Here is a 24,463-nt window from a genome sequence, read left to right on the forward strand (position 1 = left end):
CCTGGTCATCCTCGGGGCGCTGGGGCTTTTCCCGCCCCCGGCCGGCGGGGGCGGGGGCTGGCGGTACGGGGGGGGGGGCCCCCCCCCGGGGGGCCGCCCCCCTCGGTGGCATGCCGGGAGAGGTCAGGCCTGCGGCGTACCGCCGAAGCGCTCGCGGTAGGACTCCAGGTCCTCGTCGGTGATCTTCGCGAAGAGCACCGGCGGCACCGTGAACGGCGTACCCGCCGGCACCGCGTCCAGCGCCTTGGCCTGCTCCGGGGTCACCCACGTCGCGGTGTCGCCGGCGAGCGTGAACGCGGAGCGCATGGCGCGCGCCGAGGCGGGGATGAACGGCTCGGACACCACCGAGTAGAGGTGGATGAGGTTCATCGCCGTGCGCAGGGTGAGCGCCGCGGCCTCGGGGTCCGTCTTGATCTCCAGCCAGGGGGCCTTCTCCTCCAGGTAGGAGTTTCCGGCCGACCACAGGGCGCGCAGCGCCGCCGCGGCCTTGCGGTACTGGAGGGTGTCCATGTGGCCCTCGTACTCGGCGAGCAGCTCGGCGATCTGCTCGCCCAGCCTGGCCTCCGCCTCTCCGGCGGCGTTGCCCGCGGGCACGTCGTCGCCGAAGCGCTTGCGGGAGAAGGACAGCACGCGGTTGACGAAGTTGCCGAGAGTGTCGGCCAGGTCCTTGTTGACCGTCGCGGTGAAGTGCTCCCACGTGAAGGACGAGTCGTCGGACTCGGGCGCGTTGGCGATGAGGAAGTAGCGCCAGTAGTCGGCCGGGAGGATCTCCAGCGCCTGGTCGGTGAAGACGCCGCGCTTCTGCGAGGTGGAGAACTTGCCGCCGTAGTACGTCAGCCAGTTGAAGGCCTTGACGTAGTCGACCATCTTCCACGGCTCGCGGACGCCCAGCTCCGTGGCCGGGAACATCACGGTGTGGAAGGGGACGTTGTCCTTCGCCATGAACTGGGTGTAGCGGACGTCCTCGGCCTCGTACCACCACGCCTTGTAGTCGCGGGCGGCCGGGTCGGCGTCCGCCCACTCCTTGGTCGCGGCGATGTACTCGATCGGCGCGTCGAACCAGACGTAGAAGACCTTGCCCTCGGCGGCCAGTTCGGGCCAGGTGTCGGCCGGGACGGGGACGCCCCAGTCGAGGTCACGGGTGATGGCGCGGTCGTGCAGGCCCTCGGTCAGCCACTTGCGGGCGATGGAGGACGCGAGCTGCGGCCACTCCTCCTCGTGCCGCGCGACCCAGGCCTCGACCTCGTGCTGGAGCGCGGACTGGAGGAGGAACAGGTGCTTGGTCTCGCGCACCTCCAGCTCGGTGGAGCCGGAGATGGCCGAGCGGGGCTCGATCAGGTCCGTGGGGTCCAGGACGCGGGTGCAGTTCTCGCACTGGTCGCCGCGGGCCTTGTCGTAACCGCAGTGCGGGCAGGTGCCCTCGACGTAGCGGTCCGGCAGGAAGCGGCCGTCGGCGGGCGAGTACACCTGCCGGATCGCGCGCTCCTCGATGAAGCCGTTCTCCTGGAGTCGGCGCGCGAAGTGCTGGGTGATCTCCGCGTTCTGCGCCGAGGAACTGCGGCCGAAGTAGTCGAAGGACAGCGCGAAGCCGTCGTAAACCGCCTTCTGGGCGTCGTGGGCCTGCGCGCAGAACTCGGCGACCGAGATGCCGGCTTCCTTCGCGGCGAGTTCGGCGGGGGTGCCGTGCTCGTCGGTGGCGCAGATGTAGAGGACGTCGTGGCCGCGCTGGCGGAGGTACCGGGAGTACACATCCGCCGGAAGCATCGACCCGACCATGTTGCCCAGGTGCTTGATCCCGTTGATGTACGGAAGCGCGCTGGTGATCAGGTGTCGAGCCATCCTCGGATGCTCCATTTCATCTGCTGCGGTGCAGCGTGGCGTGACGGTGTGTGAGTGCGGTTCATCGTATCGAACCGCCGAAAGGCCACGCGCCGCATTTGTTCATGGGTGGGGGTAACGCAAAAGCGAGGGCAGTGACCTCTCCGTCACGGCCCTCGCGATGGGCCCATGCTACAGCCGGACGACAGGGCGCCCCGACCGGCGTCCGGGGGCCGGACGGCCGGGCGTGCGGGGGCCGGACCGCCGCGGTGCCCGGGGTTGGCCCGCCCCGGTGTCCGGGGGCGGACGACGGGTCCGGGCCCGGTGGAGCCAGTGTCCCGGGCCCCGGCGGTGCCAGTGTCCCGGGCTCCGCCGGGGTCCGGACCCGGCCGCGGCGGTGCCTGTGTCGCGGGCCCGCGGCGCCCGTGTCCGGACCCCGGCGGAGCACGTCGGTCCCGGCCGCCGTCCGCACCGTCGAGGGCCGTGATCCGGCCGCCTCCGGCGAGGCGGCCGGTGAGGGCGACCGGGGTGCCGGCCGGCCCGGCGGGCACGACCAGGCTCCGGCCGTTCGCCTCCGCCCGGACCGCGCCCGTCGCCGTGATACCGGTGACCTCCCGGCTCCCGGCGGCGAGCAGGTACGTACGGCAGGCCGGGGAGCGCCAGCGCGTGCCCGCGAGCACGTGCTGCCCGAACCGCCCGCACGCCGCCGTGTCCCGGACGCGCACCACATCCTGCGCCGGACCGGCGGGCGGGCGCAGCTGGACCAGGACGTCCCCGGTTCCCGCCCAGGCGGAGGCCCGCGTACAGGACCACACGGCCCGGCCGCCGCCGTCGGGCAGGTCCGGGGCGGCGAAGTCCCAGATGTTGACGGCGCGGACCCCGCCGCCACCGGACTCCCCCAGCCGGCACGCGGCAGCGGCCCACGCGGCGCGCGCCGCCGGCCCAGTGGCCTCGCGGGGCTGCCGGGCGGGCACCGCCCCCGGTTCGTCGGGCAGCGGCGTGTGGGTGAGGTGGACGGGGGACAGCGCGCCCAGGTCGGCGAGGACGAAGGCGTGCTTCTCGACGATGCGGGGGGAGGAGGTGAGTTCCAGTACGGGACTGGTGGCGCAGGCCCCGCCGGTACGCGGAACCTCGGCCGGCGCGGTGACCCCGTCCGCGGCGACGGCGAGCGGCGCGGTCCCGTCCCCGGCCCGGAGCAGGTCGCGGGTGCCGGCGCGGGCGATCCACGGCGCGAGCAGGTACCGGGCGGTCGCCCCGCCGGGTGCCCGGGTGAGGACCAGTGCGGCGGCGGTGGTGACCCCCGCCTCGTCGGTCCGGGCGAAGTGCAGCTCGCGCCCGCGCCCGGCGCCTTCGGCCCGCACCGGCTCCGCGTAGCGGACCACCCGGTCGCCCTCGCCCAGCAGCACCACCGCGCGGCCGTCGGCGTCCCCCGCGTACAGCAGCCGCGGCGAGTGCGCCGGCGGTGCGGTGGAGGCGCCGGGGGCGGCCGTGACCGGGACGCCGTCCGGCGGGTCCGCCCAGGCGCCGAGGGCCCGCGCGAGCAGCGCCGCGTCGGCGGTGCGCCCGCCCCGGGCCGGCCAGGCCGTGAAGTCGACCCGGGCCGTGTCGGCCCAGGCCTCGGCCGGGACACGGACCAGCCGGGCGGGGTCCAGGGCACCGGCGGCGGCCGGTCCGGCGGCGGGCGCCCGAACGGGTCCCGGCGCCGGGGTGCCGGAAGCGAGCGCCCCGGTCACCACGGCGAGCGCGGCGGTCGCGGCCCACCCGGCCCGCACCCGGCGCCGCCGGCGCAGCAGGTCGGAGGGCCGGGCGCTCACCACGCTGGCGTCGAACTCGGGGTTGCGCAGGGCATGCAGGAGCGTTTCGTCCACCGCGACGGCGAGGGCCGCGCGCACCGCGTCCGCCGGGTCGCCGGCCCCGGCGGCGCGCAGCAGCCGTACGACGGCCTCCTCGGGCACCCCGTCGAGCCGGTGCAGCGCGAAGGAGGCCCGTACGGGGCCGGGGGTGCCCGCCAGTACCCGGTCGGCCTCGTCGATGCCGCCCGCCGGGGGCCACAGCCGCAGCCCCCAGACGAAGGGCGGGACGGGCGGGCGGCCGATCCGGCCCAGGCTCGCGCGGATCCGCCCGGCCGGGGCCAGGGCGGCGCGGAGCACGCGTACGCGGACCTCGGCCAGCGGGCCGCCGGGGCCGTCCGGCCCGGCGCCGGCTGCCGCACCGGTGGCCGCCGCGCGGGGAAGCGCGCGCTGCACGGCCCGGTGCGCGAGCAGGACGCGGGCGTGCCGTCCGAGGGTGTCGGGGAGGGTGAGGTAGGCGAGGCGCACCAGTTGGGGGTACTTCTCGACGAGGACCGCCTCCGCCCGCTCGACGGCGGTACCGGAGCCGGTGGCGGCGGTACCGGAGCGGGGGTCCCGGGCGGGACCGGGGCCGGAGCGGGGGTGGGAGCCGGGGTCGGAGCCCGATCGGTGTGATGTGGCCACGTCCGACGAACGAGGGAATCATGGGATGGTCACACGCCGTGCGCGCGCCCATGAGAGCGGCATATGCGTATGCGCTGGTTGAGCCCCTGCTCGATCGACATTGATCACAGGTCGATCATCACCGACCGTAATCCTTCCAGGTTTCCTCTCTGCGCCCCCCGAGTGCGCCCGCGCTGCTTTCCTGTTCAACGCGCCCAGGGGATGAGGTGGAACGGTGAGCGATGGTGGTCCGGAGGAGTCCGGTGGAGCCGTGGGGCTGCCGAGCCGGCACCGGCGGCGGACGCCCATGAGCCAGTGGGATCCGACGTCGCGCCTGTCGTACTGGGCCTTCCACGCCAACCGGCGGCCCGCGTACATGCGCTTCGCGTACCTGCAGCTGGGTTCCGACGCGGCTGCCGAGGAAGCGGTGGACGCCACCTTCGACTCGATCATGAACGAGTGGCCGCGCATGCTGCACATGGACCGCCTCGACGCCTACGCGTGGACCGTCCTCAAACTCTGCCTGGTGGACCGTCAGCACCGGCGCAGCCCGTGGCCCGAGCCGATGGACATCAGCGCCTTCGAGGCCGCGCTCAAGGAAGCCCACGCCGATCAGTACGAGGTGCTGACCGACACCATCCGCTTCTACTCCGCCGTGTCCCGGCTCGTCGAGCGGCAGCGCGACGCGGTGCTGCTGCGGTACGGCCTCCAGTGCACCCCCGGCGAGGCCGCCGCCGTGATGGGCGTCGACGAGGGGACCGTCCGCTCGCAGCTCGGCCAGGCCCACCGCCGACTCGCCCGCCTGCTCGACACGTCCGCCGAGTCATGAGGCGGTACGAGGGGCACGAGCGGCGGGACGACGACGGCACCTCCCGCTCCCTGGCCGACTTCCTGGCCCGGGCGGTCGTCCGCGACCGCTACCCGTACTACGACCTCGGCGCGGCCGAGGCCCGGCTGCTGCGCGCCACGCGGCACTCGCCCGTGCCCGGGCACCGCACCAGGCGCCGCGCCGCGTACGGCTGGAGCGACCCCGCCCGGGAGTGCCCCCTCGACGCGGAACGGGCCCGGCGCGACCTCAAGGCCGCCTGCCTGGCCGCCGTGTGCGCGCCGAAGGCGGGGGCGCAGCTCGACTCCTTCGTCGCCGACGGGCGCACCGACCTGGTCGGCGCGGCCGTCTTCGGCTGCCTGCTCCACCTCGCCGGGCTCCGCGAGGGCGCGCGGTTCTGGTGGCAGTTCGCGGCCGGTTCGGGCAGCTCCCGGACCTCCGCGGCCGCGTACTGCCTCTTCCTCGACCACTCCCGGCGCGGCGAGCACCACGACGCCCGGTTCTGGGCGCGCGAGCTGGGCCGCCGCGGGTTCAGGCCGGGCGGGCGCAGGGACTTCCGGGAGGTGCGGCTGTGCGCGCAAGCGGCCGTCCTGCGCTACGTCGACCAGTGCGACGATCCTGATCTGGGCCCGGTACCGCTTCCCCGGCCGGGACTGTCCTCGGTGGTGGCCGCGTTCCTGCCGCCCCCGCCCGTCACCGTGCGGGTGGCCGCGCCGGTGGAGCCCCCGCCGGCCGCCGGCCCGCTGCGCCACCCGGCGCTCACGGCCGCCGCCCGCGGCACCTCCGTCCAGGCGGGCACCGGTGCGGCGCTGGCGGAGGCGCGCCGGGCGCTGGCCGTCGTACAGGTCCTGGAACGGCACCCGTTGGGCGTACGGGTCGGCCGGCTCGGCCGGGAGAGCGGGCTGACCGAGGCCGCCCTGCGCCCGCTGCTGGCCATGCTGTGCGAGGAGGAGTACGCCTACCGCCCGGGCGCCGGCGTGTTCGCGCCCGGGCCGGCCCTCGACCGGCTCGCCGCGCCCGGTGGGCAGGGCCTGTCACGGCAGCTCCAGCGCACCCTGGCACTGGCGCGGGACAGCGCGGGCGCCGCCGTGTACCTCAGCCGGTACGCGGAGGGCGAGGTCCGGATCACGCAGATGGCGGACGGTCCGGCGACGCCCCCGGTGCGCGAGTGGGTGGACTTCCGGGCGGCCGCGCACGCGAGCGCGGTGGGCAAGTGCCTGCTGACCCAGCTCGACCACGACGGCCGCGCCGACCACGTGGCGCGGCACCGTCCCGCGCGGCTCACTCCGCAGACCATCACCGACAGCCGGGCCCTGTTCACCGCGCTGGACGCGGTGGCCCCCGGCGCCCCGGTCTTCGACCTGCTGGAGTACTCGCCGGGAGTCGTCTGCGCGGCGGTGCCGATCACGATCGGCGACGCGGCCGGGAGCCTGGCGCTGTCCCTCCCGGCGGCCCACGCCCACCGGCTCCGCTCGGCGACCGCGTCCCTGCGCCGCAAGGCGGTACCGGTCCTCCTCGCGCTCCTGCTGACAGGTGCGATCCCCCCGGACGCCCCGCAGGCGGAGCCTGCCTCCCCCGGCGCGGACCCCGATCCCGTGCCGGAACCCCCCGAGCCGCGGATCCCCGTCACCCCGGAGACGCTGCGGTACCTGCGCCGCCTGTTCCGCACCCGCCTGACCGGCGCGGCCGCCTCTCCGGGAGGCCCGCACCTGGTCAGCGACACCATGGCCGCCGCCGCCTACCTCTTCGACGCCGTCCCGGAGTCCGGGACCCCCCGCCTGTCGCTCCCCCACACCTTCACCCCGGTCGCCCCGGGCACCCTGACCACCCCGAGCGGCCTGGTGGTCCTCCGCACCTGAGCGGCCGGGGCCCCGGAGGCCCCGGCCGGGTACCGACCGGTGCCATGGCCCCGCCGCCGTCACAGACACCGGGGACAGCGAAAAGCCCCCAGTTCCCTGGGGGCTTTCGTTGTGGTGTCCGAGGGGGGACTTGAACCCCCACGCCCGATAAAGGGCACTAGCACCTCAAGCTAGCGCGTCTGCCATTCCGCCACCCGGACCAGGTGGTCGGCCCCGGTTTCCCGCGGCGACATGGACAACCATAGCAAAGGATCGGCGGGCCTCCGACCACTTATCGGGGTGCTCAGCGCCCCGCCACGCCGTGCTGACCTGCGGGCATACGGCGACGGCCACGGCGGGACGGAGCGTCTCGCCGTGGCCGTCGGTGCGGGCCGGGTGCCGTCAGGGGCAGCGGATGACCTGGCCGGCGTACGAGAGGTTGCCGCCGAAGCCGAAGAGGAGCACCGGGGCTCCGGAGGGGATCTCCCCGCGCTGGACCAGTTTGGACAGGGCCATCGGGATGCTGCCTGCCGAGGTGTTGCCGGAGTCGACCACATCGCGGGCGACCACGGCGTTCACGGCGCCGATCTTGGCGGCGAGGGGTTCGATGATCCGCAGGTTGGCCTGGTGCAGGACGACGCCGGCCAGGTCCTCCGGTGTGATCCCGGCCTTCTCGCAGACCTTGCGGGCGAGCGCCGGCAGGCGGCTGGTGGTCCAGCGGTAGACGGACTGGCCCTCCTGCGCGAAGACCGGGGGCGAGCCCTCGATCCGGACCGCGTGGCCCATCTCGGGCACCGATCCCCACAGCACGGGTCCGATGCCGGGCTCCTCGCAGGCCTCGACCACGGCGGCGCCCGCGCCGTCCCCGGTCAGGACGCAGGTGCTGCGGTCCGTCCAGTCGGTGATCTCGGTCATCTTGTCCGAGCCGATGACCAGCGCGCGGGTGGCGGATCCGGCCCGGATGGCGTGGTCGGCGGTGGCGAGGGCGTGCGTGAAGCCCGAGCAGACCACGTTGAGGTCCATGACGGCGGGGCCGCCGCCCATGCCGAGCTTGGCCGCGACGCGGGCGGCCATGTTGGGCGACCGGTCGATGGCGGTGGAGGTGGCCACCAGGACGAGGTCGATGTCGTCCGGGGTCAGTCCGGCGCCGGCGAGGGCCTTGCCGGCCGCCTGGTAGGCCAGCTCGTCCACCGGCTCGTCCGGGCCCGCCATGTGGCGGGTCTTGATGCCGACGCGGGATCGGATCCACTCGTCGGTGGTGTCGACCATCGCCGCGAGGTCCTCGTTGGTGAGCACTCTCGCGGGCTGGTAGTGCCCTAGCGCCACCACGCGTGAACCGGTCATGGGCGGGGTCCCCCCTCGTACGGAAGTCAGGATCAACCAGCTTTGCCTGCTACCGGTGGGTACGAGTGCGCGTGATCCCACAGGATTCGGGCACTGGAATTTGGAGATTCCCGAGGATCCACCTGCCGAGGGCCCCGTGCGAAGCGGAACCGCGACAATGAGCGTGTCGGGTGCTGCACGAGAACCGAAGGGGTGGGCTGATCACCATGGGACGGGTTACCGAGCGTCGCCGCGTCGTGCGGATCCGGAACGGCCAGGTCGGGGTCCGTCCGGACACGCTGGTGGCCGAGGAGCCGCTGGAGATACGCCTGAACGGCAAACCGCTGGCCGTCACGATGCGCACCCCGGGGGACGACTTCGCGCTGGCGGTGGGCTTCCTCGTCAGCGAGGGCGTGCTGGCCCGCGCCACCGACCTCCAGGCCGTCACCTACTGCGAGGGACAGGCGGAGGACGGTTCGAACACCTACAACGTCGTCAACGTGCGGCTGGCGGCCGGGGTTCCCGTGCCCGACATCACGCTGGAACGGAACGTCTACACCACCTCGTCCTGCGGCCTGTGCGGCAAGGCGAGCCTCGACGCCGTCCGTACGGCGACCCGCTTCCCGGGGATCGCCGCCGATCCGGTACGGGTCCCCGCCGAGCTCCTCGGAAAGCTGCCGGACCGGCTCCGGGCGGCGCAGAAGGTCTTCGACCGCACGGGCGGGCTGCACGCGGCCGGGCTGTTCACCGCGGAGGGCGAGCTGATCGACGTACGGGAGGACGTGGGCCGGCACAACGCCGTCGACAAGATCATCGGGCGGGCGTTCCAGGCCGGCCGCCTTCCGCTGGCGGGCACGGTCCTGCTGGTGTCGAGCCGTGCCTCCTTCGAACTCGCGCAGAAGGCGGTGATGGCCGGCATCCCGGTGCTCGCGGCCGTCTCGGCGCCCTCGTCGCTGGCGGTGGACCTGGCGCTGGAGTCGGGGCTGACGCTGGTCGGGTTCCTGCGCGGGCCGGACATGAACGTCTACGCGGGCGAGGAACGGATCACCCTGTAGCGGAGGCGGGCGAGACCGCCCCGGGGGCGCCGTGCGCCCGGACCGCAGCGGCATCGGGGGGCGGGGCGGCGGGCGGCGGGCGGTGGCGCACCGGGGCGCAGGGCGGCGGGGCCGGTCAGCGGCCGCGGCGGGAGCGGCGCGCGGAGGCGGGGGCCGGGTCGGTTTGCGGCGGGTCGATCCGGTGGAGGTCCAGGGTCGCCGGGACCGGGGTGCTGCCGGGGCCGCCTGTGGCGGCCCAGGCGATGACCTCGTCGGTGGCGGTGTCGTCCAGGGCCCAGCCGAACCACACCGCGCGGGCACCCCGGCGGCGGGCCTCGCTGGTGGGCTGGACCACGATGACGTTCGCCTGGGCGCAGGGGCCGAGGCATTCGCTCGTACGGACGGCCAGGCGTCCCCCCGAGGCGGCGGCGGCCTCGCGCAGCCGGGCGAGCTGGCCGGCGTGGTCGGAGCCGGGATTCTTGCGGGGGTCACCGCAGCAGCAGCCGCGGCACACCACCAGGGTGCAGGGGCGTTCGGCGCGGGCGGCGAGCGGGCGTATCCAGGTCACCGCCGCACGCTACCGGGCCCGGGGCGCGGGCTGTTGGACCTGCGGCGAGACCTCCGCCACACGGTCGGGGGCGACGTCGGGATCCGCGGCGTGGCGGCGGGCCAGAACCGCGCAGACCATCAGCTGCATCTGGTGGAACAGCATGAGCGGGAGGGCGGCGAGGCCGGCCTGGGCCCCGAACAGCACGCTGGCCATGGGCAGTCCGGCGGCGAGGCTCTTCTTCGACCCGGCGAACTGGACGGCGACGCGGTCCGCCCGGTCGAAACCGAGCCGCTTCGCGCCGTACCAGGTGGCGAGGAGCATGAGGGCGAGGAGCACGGCCTCGACGAGCAGCAGGGCGCCGAGGCGCGGGACGCTGACCTGGTGCCAGATGCCCGCGACCATGCCCGCGCTGAACGCGGCGTAGACCACCAGCAGGATGGAGCCGCGGTCGACACGGCCGAGGACCTTCCTGTGGTGGCCGAGGAAGCCGCCCACCCAGCGGCGCAGGACCTGCCCGAGCAGGAAGGGCAGCAGGAGCTGGAGGCCGATCCGCAGCAGGGAGTCGGAGGAGAACCCGCCCGCCTCGCCGCCGAGGAGGGCGGTGGCGAGGAGGGGGGTGAGCAGGATCCCGGCGAGGCTGGAGAAGGATCCGGCGCACAGGGCGGCAGGGACGTTGCCGCGGGCGATCGAGGTGAAGGCGATGGACGACTGGATGGTCGAGGGGACCATGCAGAGGAAGAGGAGACCGCTGTGGAGCGCGGGGGTGAGGAGGGTGGGCACCAGGGCGCCGGCGGCCAGGCCGAGGAGGGGGAAGAGCAGGAACGTGCAGGCCAGCACGGTCACGTGCAGCCGCCAGTGGCGCAGGCCGTCGAGGACCTCGCGGCTGGAGAGCCGGGCTCCGTAGAGGAAGAAGAGCAGGGCCACGGCCGCGGTGGAGGCGCCGCCGGCGACGGTCGCGGCGAGGCCGCGGGCCGGGACCAGGGCGGCGAGCCCGACGGTACCGAGCAGGGCCAGTACGTACGGGTCCAGGGGCAGCCGGGCGGGGAGGAGCGGGCGGCGCATGTGCGGGGTGCTCACTTGCTGTCGGGGACCGCGGGCGGGTCGGGTCGGTGGCGGCGCGGCGGCGGCCGGTCCGGTGGTCGGCCACCCGTCCACCTCCCATGGTCGGGGGTGGAGCGGTGATCGGGAACCACGCACACCGCACTCACTGCCATCGGGCTCCGTGATGACCGAAGGCCGCGTCGGGCGGGCCGGCGGCTCGCGGGGAGGGACGTGGGGCCCGCTCCCGGCCGGGCCTTAGCCTGGGCGGCATGTACGAACCCGTGCAGTTGCGCACGTTCCTGGCGGTGGCCCAGACGCTGAGCTTCACGCAGGCCGCGGGGCGGATCGGCGTACGGCAGTCCACGGTGAGCCAGCACGTGCGGCGGCTGGAGGAGGCGACGGGCCGGCTGCTGTTCGTACGGGACACGCACAGCGTGGCGCTGACGGAGGACGGCGAGGCGCTGCTGGGTTTCGCGCGGACGATCCTGGAGGCGCACGAGCGGGCGGCGGCCTTCTTCGCGGGGACCCGGTTGCGGGGACGGTTGCGGTTCGGGGCGTCGGAGGACTTCGTACTGACGCGGCTGCCGGAGATCCTGGAGGGCTTCCGGCACCAGCACCCCGAGGTGGACCTGGAGTTGTCGGTGGAGCTGTCCGGGACGCTGCACGAGCGGCTGGACGCGGGGCGGCTCGACCTGGTGCTGGCGAAGCGGCGGGGGCCGGGGGACGAACGGGGGCGCCTGGTCTGGCGGGACCGGATGGTGTGGATCGGGGCGCGGGGGGTGCGGGTCGACCCGGAGCGGCCGGTGCCGCTGATCGTCTTCCCGCCGCCGGGGATCACGCGGGCCCGCGCGCTGGACGTGCTGGAGCGCGCCGGGCGGGAGTGGCGGATCGCCTGTACGAGCGGCAGCCTGAGCGGACTGGTCGCGGCTGCCCGGGCGGGATTGGGCGTGATGGCCCACACCCGGGGGCTGATCCCGCCCGGCCTGGTCCGTGTGGGAGGGCTCCCGGAGCTGGGGTCGGTGGAGTTCGCCCTGCTCAGGGGCGCGCAGGGCGGAGCGGCGGCGGAAGCCCTGGCGGCGGCGATCCTCTCGGGCGCGGACCGCCTGACGGCCGGCGGCCCGCACCCCTGACCACCGGGCCCCTTCCGACGGCCGGCGGCGCGCCCCCATGATCCCCGGGCCCCTCCCGACGGCCGGCGGCCCGCACCCCTGACCCCCGGGCCCCGCCCGACGGCCGGCGGCGCGCCCCGGCCCCCGAATCCCGGGCGAAGTGGCAGGTCACCGGGCTGTACCGGCGGGGGGATCTTGTGGAGGTTTCCGAAGGGGTGACGGGCGGCCGGGTCGGTGGGATAGCGTCGCCGCCCTGCCGTGGAGAGGAGCGGGTCTTGCGCGAGATCACCGTCCCGCCGGTCGTCACGGGCGCGCCCGTCGGCGGGCTGGCCGACACCGTCTTCCTGCACGCCCGGACCGACCCGGACCGGGTCGTCCTCGGGCGGAAGACCGACGGCCGCTGGCGGGACGTGACCTCGGGCGAGCTAGCCGCCGAGGTGCTGGCGCTCGCCAAGGGCCTGCTGGCCCAGGGAGTGCGGTTCGGGGACCGGGTCGCCATCATGTCCCGTACCCGGTACGAGTGGACGCTCTTCGACTTCGCCCTGTGGGCGGTGGGCGCGCAGCCCGTACCCGTCTACCCGACCTCCTCCACCGAGCAGGTCCACTGGATCCTCCACGACTCCGGGTGCACGGCCTGCGTGGTGGAGAACGAGGACCAGGCCATGACGGTGGGTTCGGTCATCGACCGCCTCCCCTCCCTGCGGCGCCTGTGGCAGCTCGACGCCGGGGCCGTGGACGCCCTCGTCGCCGACGGGCTCGGCGTCGCCGAGGACGTGGTGCACCGCCACCGCGCGGCCGTGACGCCCGACGCGACCGCCACCGTCATCTACACCTCCGGGACCACGGGGCGGCCCAAGGGCTGCGTGCTGACGCACGCGAACTTCATGTACGAGGCCGACACCATGGTGGCCCGGTGGGAGTCCGTCTTCCAGGCCGGGCCCGGCGAGCAGCCGTCCACGCTGCTCTTCCTCCCGCTGGCGCACGTGTTCGGCCGGATGGTGGAGGTGGCCGCCGTACGGGCGCGGGTCAAGCTGGGGCACCAGCCGGTGCTGGCGACGGCCGAGTTGCTGCCGGATCTGGCCGCCTTTCGGCCGACGTTCGTGCTCGGGGTCCCGTACGTCTTCGAGAAGGTGTTCGCGGCCGCGCGCCGCAAGGCGGAGGCGGACGGCCGCGTCGGCCCCTTCGACCGGGCGGTGGAGACGGCCGTTCGGTACGCGGAGGCGCGGGAGCAGAAGGCCTTCGGTACCGGGCCGGGCCCCTCGGCGGGGCTGCGGATGGAGCACCAGTTCTTCGAGAAGCTGGTGTACGGGAAGGTGCGCGAGGCGATGGGCGGCCGGGTGCGCCACGCCATGTCGGGCGGGTCGGCGATGTCGCGCCGCCTCGGGCTGTTCTTCGACGGCGCCGGGATCACGGTGTTCGAGGGGTACGGGCTGACCGAGTCGTGCGCGGCGGCGACCGCGAACCCGCCGGGGGCGACGAAGTACGGCACGGTGGGCCTGCCGATCCCGGGCAGTTCGGTGCACATCGCGGACGACGGGGAGGTGTGGCTGCACGGCGGCCACATCTTCTCCGGGTACCTGGGCGATCCCCGCGCCACCGGGGAGGTGCTGCGGGGCGGCTGGCTGGCGACCGGGGACCTGGGGCGGCTGGACGAGGACGGCTACCTCGTCATCACCGGGCGGAAGAAGGAGATCCTCGTGACCTCCAACGGGAAGAGCGTCTCCCCGGTCGCCCTGGAGGAACGGGTGCGTTCGCACCCGCTGGTGTCCCAGTGCGTACTGGTGGGCAACGACCGGCCGTACATCGCGGCCCTGCTCACCCTGGACATGGAGGGGATCGCGCACTGGCTGTCGCTGCGCGGGCGCCCGCAGCTCCCGGCGGCGGCCCTGGTGGACGACGCGGATCTGACGGCGGAGGTCCGGCGGGCGGTGGTGGCCGCCAACACCCTGGTCTCGCAGGCGGAGGCGATCCGCACGTTCCGGGTGCTGGGAGAGGAGTTCACCGAGGAGCGGGGACTGCTGACGCCGTCCTTGAAGCTCAAGCGCCGGGCGATCGAGAAGGCGTACGCGCGGGAAGTGGCGGCCCTGTACCAGTCCTGAGCCCCGCCCCCGCCTCCTTCCCCTCCCCTTCCCCACCGCCCGCCCCGCTCCCTTCCCCGATCCCGCCGACCGGCCCTCACACTGATCTGACGGTTCGTCATTAAACTCCTCCCGTTATATTGACGATCCGTCAGGTCACGCACAGAATGCGGGGATTCCGACCGGAGGGGTCTCCACCATGTCGCGACCGATCCGCACCCTGGCCGCCGCGGCGGCGGCCCTCGCGCTCGTCTCCGCCTGCAACTCCGCCTCCGACCGGACCGCGCCCGGGAAGGCCGGAGGCGGTTTTGGGAACGCCCGGGGCGTGAGCTCCACCGCCATCAAGGTCGGCGGCATCGTGTCGATGACGAGCGCGAGCGGCTACAGCAAGAAGGACACCGACCTCGGGGCCCGAGCCCGCCTGAGGGCCAACGCCGAGGGCGGGATCCACGGCCGGAGAATCGACTACCTCGGCGCCGAGGACGACGGCCAGGATCCGGCCAAGAACCTCGCCGCCGCCCGCAAACTCGTCCAGCAGGACCAGGTCTTCGCCGTCTCCCCCATGAGCTCGGTGACCTTCTCCGGCGCCGACTTCCTGGAGCAGGAGAAGGTGCCCACCTTCGGCTGGGGAACCCTGCCCTCCTTCTGCGGGCCCAAGCACATCTACGGCTTCAACGGCTGCCTCGTCCCCACCCCCGGCGGCACGCTCAACCAGACCTGGCCCGAGGGCATCGCCCGCATCCTGGGCGGCGCGCGCGGCAAGTCCGTCGCGGTCATCGCCAACGACAGCGACGCCGGGAAGTTCGCCGTCCGGACCTTCCAGCAGGGCTTCGCCGGCGCGGGCTTCACGGTCTCCTACGCCAAGGCCTCCGTACCCGGCACGGCCGTTCCGAGCGACTGGTCCGCGTACGTGAAGGAGATCCTCTCCAGCAACGGCGGGAAGGCGCCGGACGCGGTCGTCTCGGTGATGCAGACGCCCAGCAACATCGGACTCTTCACCGCCCTCAAGCGCAGCGGCTACCAGGGGCTGCTCTCCGACCCCACCGACTACGACCCGGGACTGCTCGCGAAGGACGCCACCAGGCAGGCCCTGGACGGGGTCCACGTCCTGCTCCAGTTCGCGCCGTTCGAGTCGGACCACCCGAAGATGGCGCAGTTCAAGGCCGACATCAAGGCCGCGGCGGACGGGCGGGATGTACCTCTGAGTATGCATATGGTGACCGGCTACATGTCGGCCGACCTCTTCGTCTCGATCGCGCAGAGAGCCGGCGAGGACCTGACCGTCGAGTCCTTCCAGGCCGCCGCGCAGGGCTTCTCGGACACCGGCACCCTCGTCGGCGACCGGGCGGAGCCCAAGGGGCAGAAGGAGAGCTTCGGTTGCGGGGCGCTCGTCCAGCTGCGCAACGGCGCGTACGAGGTGTCCGTCCCGTTCACGTGCTACGAACCCGTCCCCTTCACATAGGCGCGCGGCATGGGAGATCTGCTCGTCTTCGTCCTGAGCGGTCTGGTCTCCGGCGCCCTGTACGCACTGCTCGCCACCGGGCTGGTGCTGTCGTACTCGGCGTCCGGGCTGTTCAACTTCGCGCACGGGGCCACCGCCTACCTCTGCGCGCTCACCTTCTACGAGTTGCACTCGGGCCTGGGCTGGCCGGCCGTCCCGGCGGCGCTGCTGGTGGTGTGCGTCCTGGCCCCGGGACTGGGCTGGGGGCTGGACCGGCTGATGTTCCGGCGGCTCGCGCGGGTCGGGGAGACGGCGCAGATCGTGGCGACCATCGGCCTGCTGGTGGCGCTGCCGGCCGCCGGGCTGTGGGCCGTGGAGCTGCTCGTGGACGCGGGCGCTCCGCTCAAGCCGGCGGAGAACCAGTTCGGGCTGCCGGGTGTCGGCCCGAGCCCCGCGACGTCCTGGCAGCTCGCGGACGGGGTCGGAGTCGACTCCGACCAGCTGATCACCTGGGTGGTGACGGCGCTGGTGGCGGTGGCCCTGTGGGTGCTGATGCGGCGCACCCGGCTCGGGTTGCGGCTGCGGGCGTCCGTCGACAACCGCTCGCTGACGGAGCTGCGCGGCATCAGCGCCGACCGGTTGTCGTCGATCGCGTGGATGATCGCCTCGGGGCTGGCCGGCCTGGCGGGCGTACTGGCCACCCCGCTGCTGGGGCTGTCCGCGCACGACTTCACGCTGTTCCTGTTCGTCTCCGCGACGGCGGCGGTCATCGGGCGGTTCGCGTCCGTGCCGCTCGCCTTCGCGGGCGGGCTGGGGCTGGGCGTACTGCAGAACCTGGTGGCCGGGTACGCGTCGTTCGCGGAGGGCGTCACCGGCTTCCGGACGGCGGTGCCCTTCCTGATCCTGTTCGGCGGGCTGCTGGTGCTGACCCGGCGGGCGCGGACGGCGGGGGTCGCGACCGCGGACACCCCGCCGGTGGACCATCTGGCCGGGGCGTCCTGGGGGCGCCGCTGGGGGGTGTGGGCAGGAGGCGCGGCGGTCCTGTGCGCGGCCTTCTGCACCGTGACCACGCCGTTCTGGAGCGGCCTGCTGACGCAGGGGCTGGCGATCTCCCTGGTGTTCATGTCGTTCACCGTCGTCACGGGCCTGGGGGCGATGGTGTCCCTGGCCCAGGCCACCTTCGTCACCGGGGCCGCCCTGGTGGCCGGGCTGCTCATGAGCCGGGGCTGGCCGTTCGCGGCGGCGCTGGCGGCGGGCACCTGCGCGGCGGCGCTCCTGGGGGCGCTCGCGGCGCTGCCCGCGCTGCGCCTCGGCGGCCGGTCCCTGGCGCTGGCCACGCTGGCGCTGGCGTTCCTCGCGGACCAGGTGCTCTTCCAGCTGCGGTGGCTGCGCAACGGCGACGCGGGGTGGCTGGTCCCGCGTCCGGTGATCGGACCGCTGGACCTCTCCGACGACCGGGCGATGGGGGTGGCCCTGGTGGTCCTCGTCGCGCTGGTGGCGGCCGGCTTGAGCGCGCTGCGGAACTCTCCGTCGGGGCGGGCGATGCTCGCGGTGCGGTCCGCGCCGGCGGCGGCCGCGGCCTCGGGGGTGTCCGTCCTGCGGACGAAGCTGCTGCTGTTCACGCTGTCGGCGGGGCTGGCCGGGTTCGGCGGCGTCCTGTACGCCTCGTACAACACCCGTGTCACCGCGACCGACTTCACGGCGATGACCGGGCTGGTGTGGCTGGCGGTGGTGGTCGCTGCGGGGGTCCGCCGGCCGCAGTACGCGGTGGTTGCGGGTCTGGTGTTCGCGGTCGCGCCGCGGGTGATGGCGGACTACGTGACCGCGTCCGCGCACCTGCCGGTGATCCTGTTCGGTCTGGCCGGGCTGGCCCTGGCCAACGACCCGGACGGGTACTGCGCCGCGGTGCCGGTGCGGCGGGCCCGGAAGCGGGCCGGTGCCGCGGCGGCTGCGGATGCTGCGGCCGGGTCCGGGGCCGGGACCGGGGCTGCCGCCGGGGCCGGGGCCGGGGCTGCGGCCGGGGCTGCCGCCGGGACCGGGACCGGGGCTGCGACCGGGGCCGGGACCGGGACCGGAGCTGCCGCCGGGGTCGGGGCCGGGACCGGAGCTGCCGCCGGGGTCGGGGCCGGGACCGGAGCTGCCGCCGGGGTCGGGGCCGGGGCTGCCGCCGGGGCTGCCGCCGGGACCGGGGCCGGGGGCCGTGCCCCCGTGCCGCCGCCGCGGGGCTCCGCGTCGCACCCGGCGGGGACTTCGCCCCCGGACGGCCACGCCGCAGAGAGCGCCGACGACGGGGCTGTCCCGGCGCTGGAGCTGCGGGGCGTCACGGCCGGGTACGACGGCGGCCTCGTACTGCACGGGATCGACCTCACCGTGCGCGCGGGGGAGATCCTCGCCGTGCTCGGACCGAACGGAGCCGGGAAGAGCACCGCCTGCCGGGTGGCCGCGGGGCTGCTGCCCGCCCTGGACGGCGGCGTGCGCGTCGGCGGCCGGGACGCGACCCGGGACGGGGCCGTGCGGCGGTCCCGGGCCGGGGTACTGCTCGCCCCGGAGGGCCGCGGGATCTTCCCCGCGCTCACCATCGAGGAGAACCTGGCCCTGTACCTGACGGAGGCGGACGCGCGCAGCGCCGTCTACGACCGGTTCCCGCGCCTCGGGGAGCGGCGCTCGACGGCCGCCGGGGCCCTGTCCGGCGGGGAGCAGCAGATGCTGGCCCTGGCCCCGCTGCTGCAGCGGCCGCCGCGGGTGCTGATCGCCGACGAGCCCTCCCTCGGGCTCGCCCCCCGCGTGGTGGAGGAGGTGTACGCGCTGCTCACCGAGGTCCGCGACGCCGGGACGGCGCTGCTGCTGGTGGAGGAGAAGGCCGCCGAGATCCTGGGCGTCGCCGACACCGTCGCCTACCTCTCCCAGGGCCGGGTCTCCTGGTGCGGCCCCCGCGCCGAGGTGGAGGCGGACCGGCTCACCGAGGCCTACCTGGGGATGGCGACATGAGCGGGGACGGGTACGTGCTGGAGGCGACCGGGGTCAGCGTGCGCTTCGGCGGCGTCAAGGCGCTGACGGGGGTGGACCTCGGGGTCCGGGCGGGGGAGGTGTGCGGGCTGATCGGGCCGAACGGCGCGGGCAAGACCACGCTGTTCGACGTCCTGTCCGGGATCCGGCGCCCCGACCGGGGGCGCCTGCTCCTGGACGGCGCGGACATCACCCGCCGCTCCCCCGTGTGGCGGGCCCGGCACGGGATGCGCCGAACCTTCCAGCGGCAGCAGCTGTTCGGGCAGCTCAGCGTCGCCGACCACGTGCTCGTCGCCCAGGAGTGGCGCGGCGGCGGGGGCGGCCTCGCCGCGGACCTGCTCGCCTTTCCGGCCCGGCGGGCCCGCGAACGCGAACGGCGGGCCCGCGGCGAGCGGGTGCTGGCCGACTGCGGGATCGGCGCGCTCGGGCCCTCGTACGCGGGCGGTCTGCCCGTCGGGCGGGCCCGGATGGTGGAGCTGGCCCGGGCCGTGGCGGACCCGCCGCGGGTGCTGCTGCTGGACGAGCCGGCGTCCGGGATGTCGGTGCCCGAGCGCGAGCAGCTCGCCGCGGTCGTACGGCGGCTGGCGCGGGAGGAGGGCTGCGCGGTGCTGCTGGTCGAGCACAACGTGGCCTTCGTGATGGACCTCTGCGCCCGGGTGGTGGTCCTGGACCTCGGTGCGGTGCTCGCCGAGGGCACGGCGGCCGAGGTGCGGGCCGATCCGCTGGTACGGGAGGCGTATCTGGGGACGGCCTGAATCGGGCCGTACGGGGGTGGGGGCGGGGTGGGAATACGTCGTGCGGGTGGCCGGTTGTCGCCCCTCGTACGCCCCCCACCGACGCGAGGGAACGACCGACGTGAACCAGGTCCCCACCATCAAGCTCAACAACGGCACGCTGATGCCCCAACTCGGCTTCGGCGTCTGGCAGGTACCGGACGCGGAAGCCGAGAAGGTGGTCGCGACGGCACTGGAGGCGGGCTACCGCAGCATCGACACGGCGTCGGTCTACGGCAACGAGGCCGGCACCGGGAAGGCGCTGGCCGGTTCGGGTGTGGCGCGCGAGGAGCTGTTCGTCACCACCAAGCTGTGGAACGGCCCGGACCGCTCCTGGGACCGGGACGCGGTGCTGGGCGCGTTCGACACCTCGCTCGCCAAGCTGGGCCTGGAGTACGTCGATCTGTACCTGATCCACTGGCCGCGCCCGATGCGCGAGGACTTCGTCGCGATCTGGAAGGCCTTCGAGGAGATCGCGGCGAGCGGGCGCGCCAAGGCGGTCGGCGTCTCGAACTTCCGGCCCGCGGACCTGGAGCGGATCGGCGCCGAGAGCGCGCTGGTGCCGGCCGTGAACCAGATCGAGCTGCACCCGCTCCTCCCCCAGGCCGAACTGCGCGCCCTCCACGCCGAGCGCGGCATCGCCACCGAGGCCTGGTCCCCGCTGGGCCAGGGCAAGGAGCTGCTGACCCTCCCGGTCGTGGCCGAGATCGCGGCCCGGCACGGCCGCAGCGCCGCGCAGGTGGTGCTGCGCTGGCACCTCCAGCACGGGAACGTGGTGATCCCCAAGTCGGTGACCCCCGCCCGGATCCGGGAGAACCTGGACGTCTTCGGCTTCGAGCTGGACCCGGCCGAGACCGCCGCGCTCGACGCCCTGGGCGCGGGCTCCGCGGGCCGCCGGATCGGGCCGGACCCGGCCGTCTTCGACGCCTGAGCGGCGCACAGGTGACCATGCGCGAGGGCCGTTGCCTCATCCGCAACGTGGACAGCGGGCTGGTGCTCCAACTGGAGGGCGCCTCCCGGGTACGGGTGGGCGTCGACGGCCCGCCCGCCCCCGAGGCCGCCCGCCGGTGGCGGATCGCCCCGGTGCACAGCGGCGGCGGGATCTACCACGTGGTGAGCGAGGACAACGAGCGTCGGCTCGACGTCGCGAACGCCTCGACGGAGAGCGGCGCCCGGGTGCAGGTGTGGCGGGCGAACGCCTTCGGGGCGCAGGAGTGGATCGTCGAGGAGCACCTCGACGCGCCGGGGGTGGTGTCCCTGATCGCGTGCATCAGCGGCCTGCCGCTGGAGGCGGACGGGGAGGGGCGGGTGCGGCAGGGCGAGGACACCGACTCGCCGGCCCAGTGGTGGCGGCTGGAGCCGGCGCCGGAGGCGTAGCCGCCGCTCGCGGGGCGCCCTCAGCGCGCTCCGTGGGCGGGGGCCAGGGCCTCGACCCGTTCGGCCAGCTCGAAGTCGGTGGCCGTGACGGCGCCCCCCGCGTCGTGGCTGTGCACCGAGAGCCGGACGGTGTCGTAGCCGAGTGTCAGATCGGAGTGGTGGTTCAACTCCTGCTGGACGGACGCGATGTGGGCGACCAGGGCGCTCGCCGCGAAGTGCGTGCCCAGGCGGTAGGTGCGGGAGATGCGGTCGTCCTCGAAGGCCCAGCCCGGGAGTTCCCGCAGGCGGTCCTCGATCTCCTTCTGCGACAGCGGCTCACTCGGCATGCGGCGGCTCCTCGTTCCGGTGACGTGACACGGCGTGGTGTGGCGTGCGGGGCACTGCGGGGCACTGCGTGTGGCGTCAAGGTTCGCACAACGCGCCCCGGAGCGAACCGTTCGCGCCATAGTGCGCCCGGGTGGACCAGTGCCTTCCTCCTGGCTCGCCGTCCCCCTATGCTCCTGCGCCGGACGTGACTGTTACCAGCGGTAACGAGGGGGCACCGGATGGCGCGCACGGGCAGTTCCAGGCGTACGTTCATAGCGGCGGGCGCGGCCACCGCGGGAGGCCTGTCGGCCGCCGGGGCCTCCGGGTCCCGGGCCGCGGCGGCCGAGACCGGTACGGCGCACGCCGGCGCGGACCCGTCGGCGGGCCGGCGCGTCGCGGTCCTCGGCGGCGGGGTGGCCGGACTGACCGCCGCGCACGAACTCGCGGAGCGGGGCTACGCCGTCACCGTGTACGAGCGCCGGGCGCTCGGCGGCAAGGCCCGCAGCATGGATGTGCCCGGCAGTGCGCGCGGCGGCCGCCGGCCGCTGCCCGCCGAGCACGGCTTCCGCTTCATCCCCGGCATCTACCACAACCTGCCGGACACCATGCGGCGGATCCCCTTCCCCGGCAACGCCAACGGCGTGTGGGACAACCTGGTCGCCCCGCGCGAGATGATGTTCGCCCGCGCCGCGGGCCGCGAGGACCTGCGGGCCCCGATCCCCTGGCCAGGCCACTCCCCCGCCGAGCTGACGCCCGACGAGCTGCGGCGGGCCCTCACCGGCATCCTGCAGTCGCTGGTCCGCCTCCCGCCGCACGAGAGCGCCTACTTCGTGAACCGCGCGCTCGTCTTCCTCACCAGCTGCGACGAGCGGCGCGACGAGGTCTGGGAGCGCACCCCCTGGTGGGAGTTCGTCCGCGCGGAGCAGATGTCGAACGAGTACCAGCGCATCCTGGCGATCGGCGTCACCCGCAACATCGTCGCCACCAAGGCCGAGGAGGCGTCCACCCGTACGGTCGGCACCCTCGGCGAGGCCTTCGTCTTCAACCTGCTGGGCCGGGGCGCGGACGGCCCGCCGGACCGGATCCTGAACCTGCCGACCAACGAGGCCTGGATCGACCCGTGGGAGCGGCATCTGCGCTCCCTCGGCGTGGAGTTCAGGATCGGCTGGACCGTACGGGAGGTGCGGTACGGGAACGGCCGGGTGAGCGGGGTCTCGGTGGAGGGGCCGGACGGCGCCCGGGAGACCGTCACCGCCGACCACTACGTCTCCGCGCTGCCGGTCGAGCACGCCCGCCGGACCTGGAGCGCCGCGCTGCGGGCCGCCGACCCCATGCTGGGCCGGTGCGACCGACTGCGGACCGACTGGATGACCGGCATCCAGTTCTACCTCACCGAACGTGCACCCCTCGTGCACGGCCACCTCAACTGCGTCGACTCGCCCTGGTCCCTCACGGCGATCCAGCAGGCCGAGCACTGGCCGGCCCGCGACTTCCCCGCCGACTACGGCGACGGCGCGGCGGTCGACTGCCTGTCGGTGGACATCTCGGAGTGGGACAAGCCGGGGCTGCTCTACGGCAGGACCGCCAAGCAGTGCACCCGCGAGGAGGTGGCGCGCGAGGTGTGGGCGCAGCTGAAGGCGTCCCTCAACGACTCGGGCGCCACCGTGCTCAAGGACTCCGCGCTGCACTCGTGGTTCCTGGACCCGGGCGTGGACGGACTCGGCACCCCGAACCCCACCAACGAGGACGAGCTGCTGATCCACCCGGTCGGCACGTTCCACAACCGCCCCAGCGCGGGCACCCGGATCCCGAACTTCTTCCTCAGCGGGGACTACGTGGCGGTCGACATCGACCTCGCCACGATGGAGGGCGCCAACGCCTCGGCCCGGGCCGCCGTCAACGCCCTGCTGGACCGCGACGGTTCGGCCCTCTCCCGGTGCACGGTGCGGCCCCTGTACCGGGCGCCGGGGGTGGAGTCCGCCAAGCGGCACGACGCGTGGCGCTACCGCCTCGGGCTGCGGAACGTTTTCGACCTGGGCTGACGGCGGTCGGCTACCGTCGTGCGCATGACGACCACGACGCCCCGGGCGGAGGGAGCCGTCGGCGCGCTGCTGCGCACCTGGCGGTTGCGGCGCGGCATCAGCCAGCTGGAGCTGGCGGGCCGCGCCGACTCCTCCTCCCGGCACATCAGCTTCATCGAGACGGGTCGCTCGCGGCCCAGCGAGGAGATGGTGCTGCGGCTCGCCGACCGCCTCGACGTGCCGGTGCGCGAACGCAACTCGCTGCTCCTGGCCGCCGGTTACGCGCCCAGGTTTCGCCGGACCCCGCTCGACGACCCCTCGATGAGCTCCCTGCGCGAGGGCTTGGAGCGCCTGCTGACCGGCTACGAGCCGTACCCGGCCCTGGTTGTGGACAGCGCCTACGACGTGGTGGCCGCCAACCGGGGCATCGCGATGCTGCTCGACGGCATCCCCGCGCACCTGCTGGAACCGCCGCTGAACGCCATGCGGCTCACCCTGCACCCGGAGGGCCTCGCCGGGCGGATCCACAACTTCGGGGAGTGGCGCGGCCACCTGCTGGCCCAGATGGAACGCCAGATCGCGCTGGCCCGCTCGGAGCCCCTGCGCGCGCTGTACGCGGAGGTGGCCGCGTACCCGGTGCCGGACCGGCCCGGGGACACGGGACCGGTGGAGGAGCCCGTACCGTACCTCGCGCTGCCGCTGCGGATCGAGCACGACGGCCGGATCCTGTCCTTCGTCTCCTCCATCTCCACCTTCAACACGCCGATGGACGTGACCGTCGCCGAGCTCGCCATCGAGACCCTGCTGCCGGCCGACCCGGCGACGGTGAAGTACCTGCGCTCACTGGACGGCTGAGACCGACCGCAGGGCGAGCCGCTGGAGCACGGCGAACGCGGCGACCACGAGGGCCTGCGCGGGGATCCAGAACAGGCCGGCCGCGGTCGGCGCGGACCAGAGCAGCAGCGACACCAGGCTCAGCACGGCCCAGGCGCAGTTCACCTCGACGACCAGCTTCACGGCGGGAGCGGGCGGCCGACGCCGTGAGGCGAGCAGGCCGACGCCGGCGCCGTACCCGACGAGGAGCACGCCGAGCACCGGCAGCAGCTCCGGACCGACCCCGAGGAGGCGGCCGAGCGCGTCGGGGAAGACCGCGTAGGCGAGGCCGTTGCCGGCGGTGACGACGGCGTCGAGGGCGAGGAAGCGGCGCAGCGCGGTCTGCGGGACAGGGGTGCGGGCGATGCCGCCGATCAGCGTCGCGGACATGGGGGATCAGCCTCCGTCGAGGTCGGGGTGCGCGCGTGGGTACGGGTCCCGGCGCCGAGTGCGCGGCTCCGGAACCCGCTGCCCCCACTGTGCGGCGGCGCCCGTCCGGGGTCGATTACCTCCGAGGTCATGCCAACGTTTCTTGAGCCCGGCGGCAGGGAATGTTGGGGTGCCCCTGGTTCGGCGGGGTGCGTACGGTTAGGCTT

Annotated in this window: 18 protein-coding genes, 1 tRNA gene and 1 pseudogene; 12 read left to right on the forward strand and 8 right to left on the reverse strand. The window is 74.5% G+C overall.

Features of this window, described 5'->3' with window-relative positions; translation table 11 throughout:
- Nucleotides 1–123 precede the first annotated feature (123 nt).
- Nucleotides 124–1,839 carry a methionine--tRNA ligase gene (metG, locus tag ACFWUQ_RS14355; protein ID WP_384537493.1) on the reverse strand — a complete coding sequence of 572 codons (1,716 nt, stop codon included), beginning with the start codon at nucleotides 1,837–1,839 and terminating at the stop codon, nucleotides 124–126.
- Nucleotides 1,840–1,985: 146 nt separating this feature from the next.
- Complete coding sequence (locus ACFWUQ_RS14360; protein ID WP_384537496.1) at nucleotides 1,986–4,292, reverse strand: hypothetical protein; 2,307 nt, start codon at nucleotides 4,290–4,292, stop codon at nucleotides 1,986–1,988.
- A gap of 214 nt (nucleotides 4,293–4,506) precedes the next feature.
- Between ACFWUQ_RS14360 and ACFWUQ_RS14365 the strand changes: the two genes are divergently transcribed.
- On the forward strand, nucleotides 4,507–5,100 hold the full coding sequence (locus tag ACFWUQ_RS14365; RefSeq protein WP_384537499.1) for a sigma factor-like helix-turn-helix DNA-binding protein: 594 nt from the start codon (nucleotides 4,507–4,509) through the stop codon (nucleotides 5,098–5,100).
- Nucleotides 5,101–5,906: 806 nt separating this feature from the next.
- Nucleotides 5,907–6,626, forward strand: a pseudogene (locus ACFWUQ_RS14370) (IclR family transcriptional regulator C-terminal domain-containing protein); the annotation flags it as partial.
- A 442-nt stretch (nucleotides 6,627–7,068) separates the two neighbouring features.
- Here the strand turns inward: ACFWUQ_RS14370 and ACFWUQ_RS14375 are convergent.
- Nucleotides 7,069–7,156: transfer RNA gene (locus ACFWUQ_RS14375), tRNA-Leu, on the reverse strand.
- Between the two features lie 181 nt (nucleotides 7,157–7,337).
- Nucleotides 7,338–8,279 carry a beta-ketoacyl-ACP synthase III gene (locus ACFWUQ_RS14380; RefSeq protein WP_384537502.1) on the reverse strand — a complete coding sequence of 314 codons (942 nt, stop codon included), beginning with the start codon at nucleotides 8,277–8,279 and terminating at the stop codon, nucleotides 7,338–7,340.
- 206 nt (nucleotides 8,280–8,485) lie between these two features.
- Here ACFWUQ_RS14380 and fdhD point away from each other — a divergent pair, with 206 nt between their 5' ends.
- Nucleotides 8,486–9,313 (forward strand): formate dehydrogenase accessory sulfurtransferase FdhD, encoded by an 828-nt coding sequence (fdhD, locus tag ACFWUQ_RS14385; RefSeq protein WP_384537505.1) that lies wholly within the window; start codon nucleotides 8,486–8,488, stop codon nucleotides 9,311–9,313.
- A gap of 115 nt (nucleotides 9,314–9,428) precedes the next feature.
- Here fdhD and ACFWUQ_RS14390 read toward each other — a convergent pair whose 3' ends face one another.
- Both ACFWUQ_RS14390 and ACFWUQ_RS14395 read right to left on the reverse strand, forming a co-directional pair.
- On the reverse strand, nucleotides 9,429–9,860 hold the full coding sequence (locus ACFWUQ_RS14390) for a (2Fe-2S) ferredoxin domain-containing protein (protein ID WP_384537508.1): 432 nt from the start codon (nucleotides 9,858–9,860) through the stop codon (nucleotides 9,429–9,431).
- A 9-nt stretch (nucleotides 9,861–9,869) separates the two neighbouring features.
- Complete coding sequence (locus ACFWUQ_RS14395; RefSeq protein ID WP_384537511.1) at nucleotides 9,870–10,904, reverse strand: bile acid:sodium symporter family protein; 1,035 nt, start codon at nucleotides 10,902–10,904, stop codon at nucleotides 9,870–9,872.
- Between the two features lie 248 nt (nucleotides 10,905–11,152).
- Between ACFWUQ_RS14395 and ACFWUQ_RS14400 the strand changes: the two genes are divergently transcribed.
- The 7 genes from ACFWUQ_RS14400 (at nucleotide 11,153) to ACFWUQ_RS14430 (ending at nucleotide 20,667) form a co-directional block, all read left to right on the forward strand.
- Nucleotides 11,153–12,013: a LysR substrate-binding domain-containing protein gene (locus tag ACFWUQ_RS14400; RefSeq protein ID WP_384537514.1), complete on the forward strand. Its 861-nt coding sequence runs from the start codon at nucleotides 11,153–11,155 to the stop codon at nucleotides 12,011–12,013.
- Nucleotides 12,014–12,267: 254 nt separating this feature from the next.
- Nucleotides 12,268–14,091: an AMP-dependent synthetase/ligase gene (locus tag ACFWUQ_RS14405; protein WP_384537517.1), complete on the forward strand. Its 1,824-nt coding sequence runs from the start codon at nucleotides 12,268–12,270 to the stop codon at nucleotides 14,089–14,091.
- A gap of 178 nt (nucleotides 14,092–14,269) precedes the next feature.
- Nucleotides 14,270–15,532 carry an ABC transporter substrate-binding protein gene (locus tag ACFWUQ_RS14410; RefSeq protein ID WP_384537520.1) on the forward strand — a complete coding sequence of 421 codons (1,263 nt, stop codon included), beginning with the start codon at nucleotides 14,270–14,272 and terminating at the stop codon, nucleotides 15,530–15,532.
- A 9-nt stretch (nucleotides 15,533–15,541) separates the two neighbouring features.
- The gene (locus ACFWUQ_RS14415) at nucleotides 15,542–18,499 is read left to right on the forward strand and encodes an ATP-binding cassette domain-containing protein (RefSeq protein WP_384537523.1); all 2,958 of its coding nucleotides are present in this window, start codon (nucleotides 15,542–15,544) and stop codon (nucleotides 18,497–18,499) included.
- Complete coding sequence (locus tag ACFWUQ_RS14420; protein WP_384537526.1) at nucleotides 18,496–19,272, forward strand: ABC transporter ATP-binding protein; 777 nt, start codon at nucleotides 18,496–18,498, stop codon at nucleotides 19,270–19,272. The genes ACFWUQ_RS14415 and ACFWUQ_RS14420 overlap by 4 nt, the downstream gene beginning before the upstream one ends.
- 100 nt (nucleotides 19,273–19,372) lie before the next feature.
- A complete protein-coding gene (locus ACFWUQ_RS14425) occupies nucleotides 19,373–20,221 on the forward strand; it encodes an aldo/keto reductase (RefSeq protein ID WP_384537529.1) in 849 nt (282 codons plus the stop codon).
- 17 nt (nucleotides 20,222–20,238) lie between these two features.
- On the forward strand, nucleotides 20,239–20,667 hold the full coding sequence (locus ACFWUQ_RS14430; RefSeq protein ID WP_384537532.1) for an RICIN domain-containing protein: 429 nt from the start codon (nucleotides 20,239–20,241) through the stop codon (nucleotides 20,665–20,667).
- Nucleotides 20,668–20,687: 20 nt separating this feature from the next.
- On the opposite strand, the gene ACFWUQ_RS14435 is transcribed toward ACFWUQ_RS14430, so the two are convergent.
- Nucleotides 20,688–20,993 (reverse strand): 4a-hydroxytetrahydrobiopterin dehydratase, encoded by a 306-nt coding sequence (locus tag ACFWUQ_RS14435; protein ID WP_384537535.1) that lies wholly within the window; start codon nucleotides 20,991–20,993, stop codon nucleotides 20,688–20,690.
- A 219-nt stretch (nucleotides 20,994–21,212) separates the two neighbouring features.
- Between ACFWUQ_RS14435 and ACFWUQ_RS14440 the strand changes: the two genes are divergently transcribed.
- Nucleotides 21,213–23,015 carry an FAD-dependent oxidoreductase gene (locus ACFWUQ_RS14440; protein WP_384537538.1) on the forward strand — a complete coding sequence of 601 codons (1,803 nt, stop codon included), beginning with the start codon at nucleotides 21,213–21,215 and terminating at the stop codon, nucleotides 23,013–23,015.
- A gap of 24 nt (nucleotides 23,016–23,039) precedes the next feature.
- Nucleotides 23,040–23,849 carry a helix-turn-helix domain-containing protein gene (locus ACFWUQ_RS14445; protein ID WP_384537540.1) on the forward strand — a complete coding sequence of 270 codons (810 nt, stop codon included), beginning with the start codon at nucleotides 23,040–23,042 and terminating at the stop codon, nucleotides 23,847–23,849.
- Here ACFWUQ_RS14445 and ACFWUQ_RS14450 read toward each other — a convergent pair.
- A complete protein-coding gene (locus tag ACFWUQ_RS14450) occupies nucleotides 23,835–24,257 on the reverse strand; it encodes a hypothetical protein (protein WP_384537543.1) in 423 nt (140 codons plus the stop codon). The genes ACFWUQ_RS14445 and ACFWUQ_RS14450 overlap by 15 nt on opposite strands.
- Nucleotides 24,258–24,463 lie beyond the last annotated feature (206 nt).

This window comes from Streptomyces sp. NPDC058662 (genome assembly GCF_042716255.1).
In the GTDB taxonomy this organism is placed as follows: Bacteria; Actinomycetota; Actinomycetes; order Streptomycetales; family Streptomycetaceae; genus Streptomyces.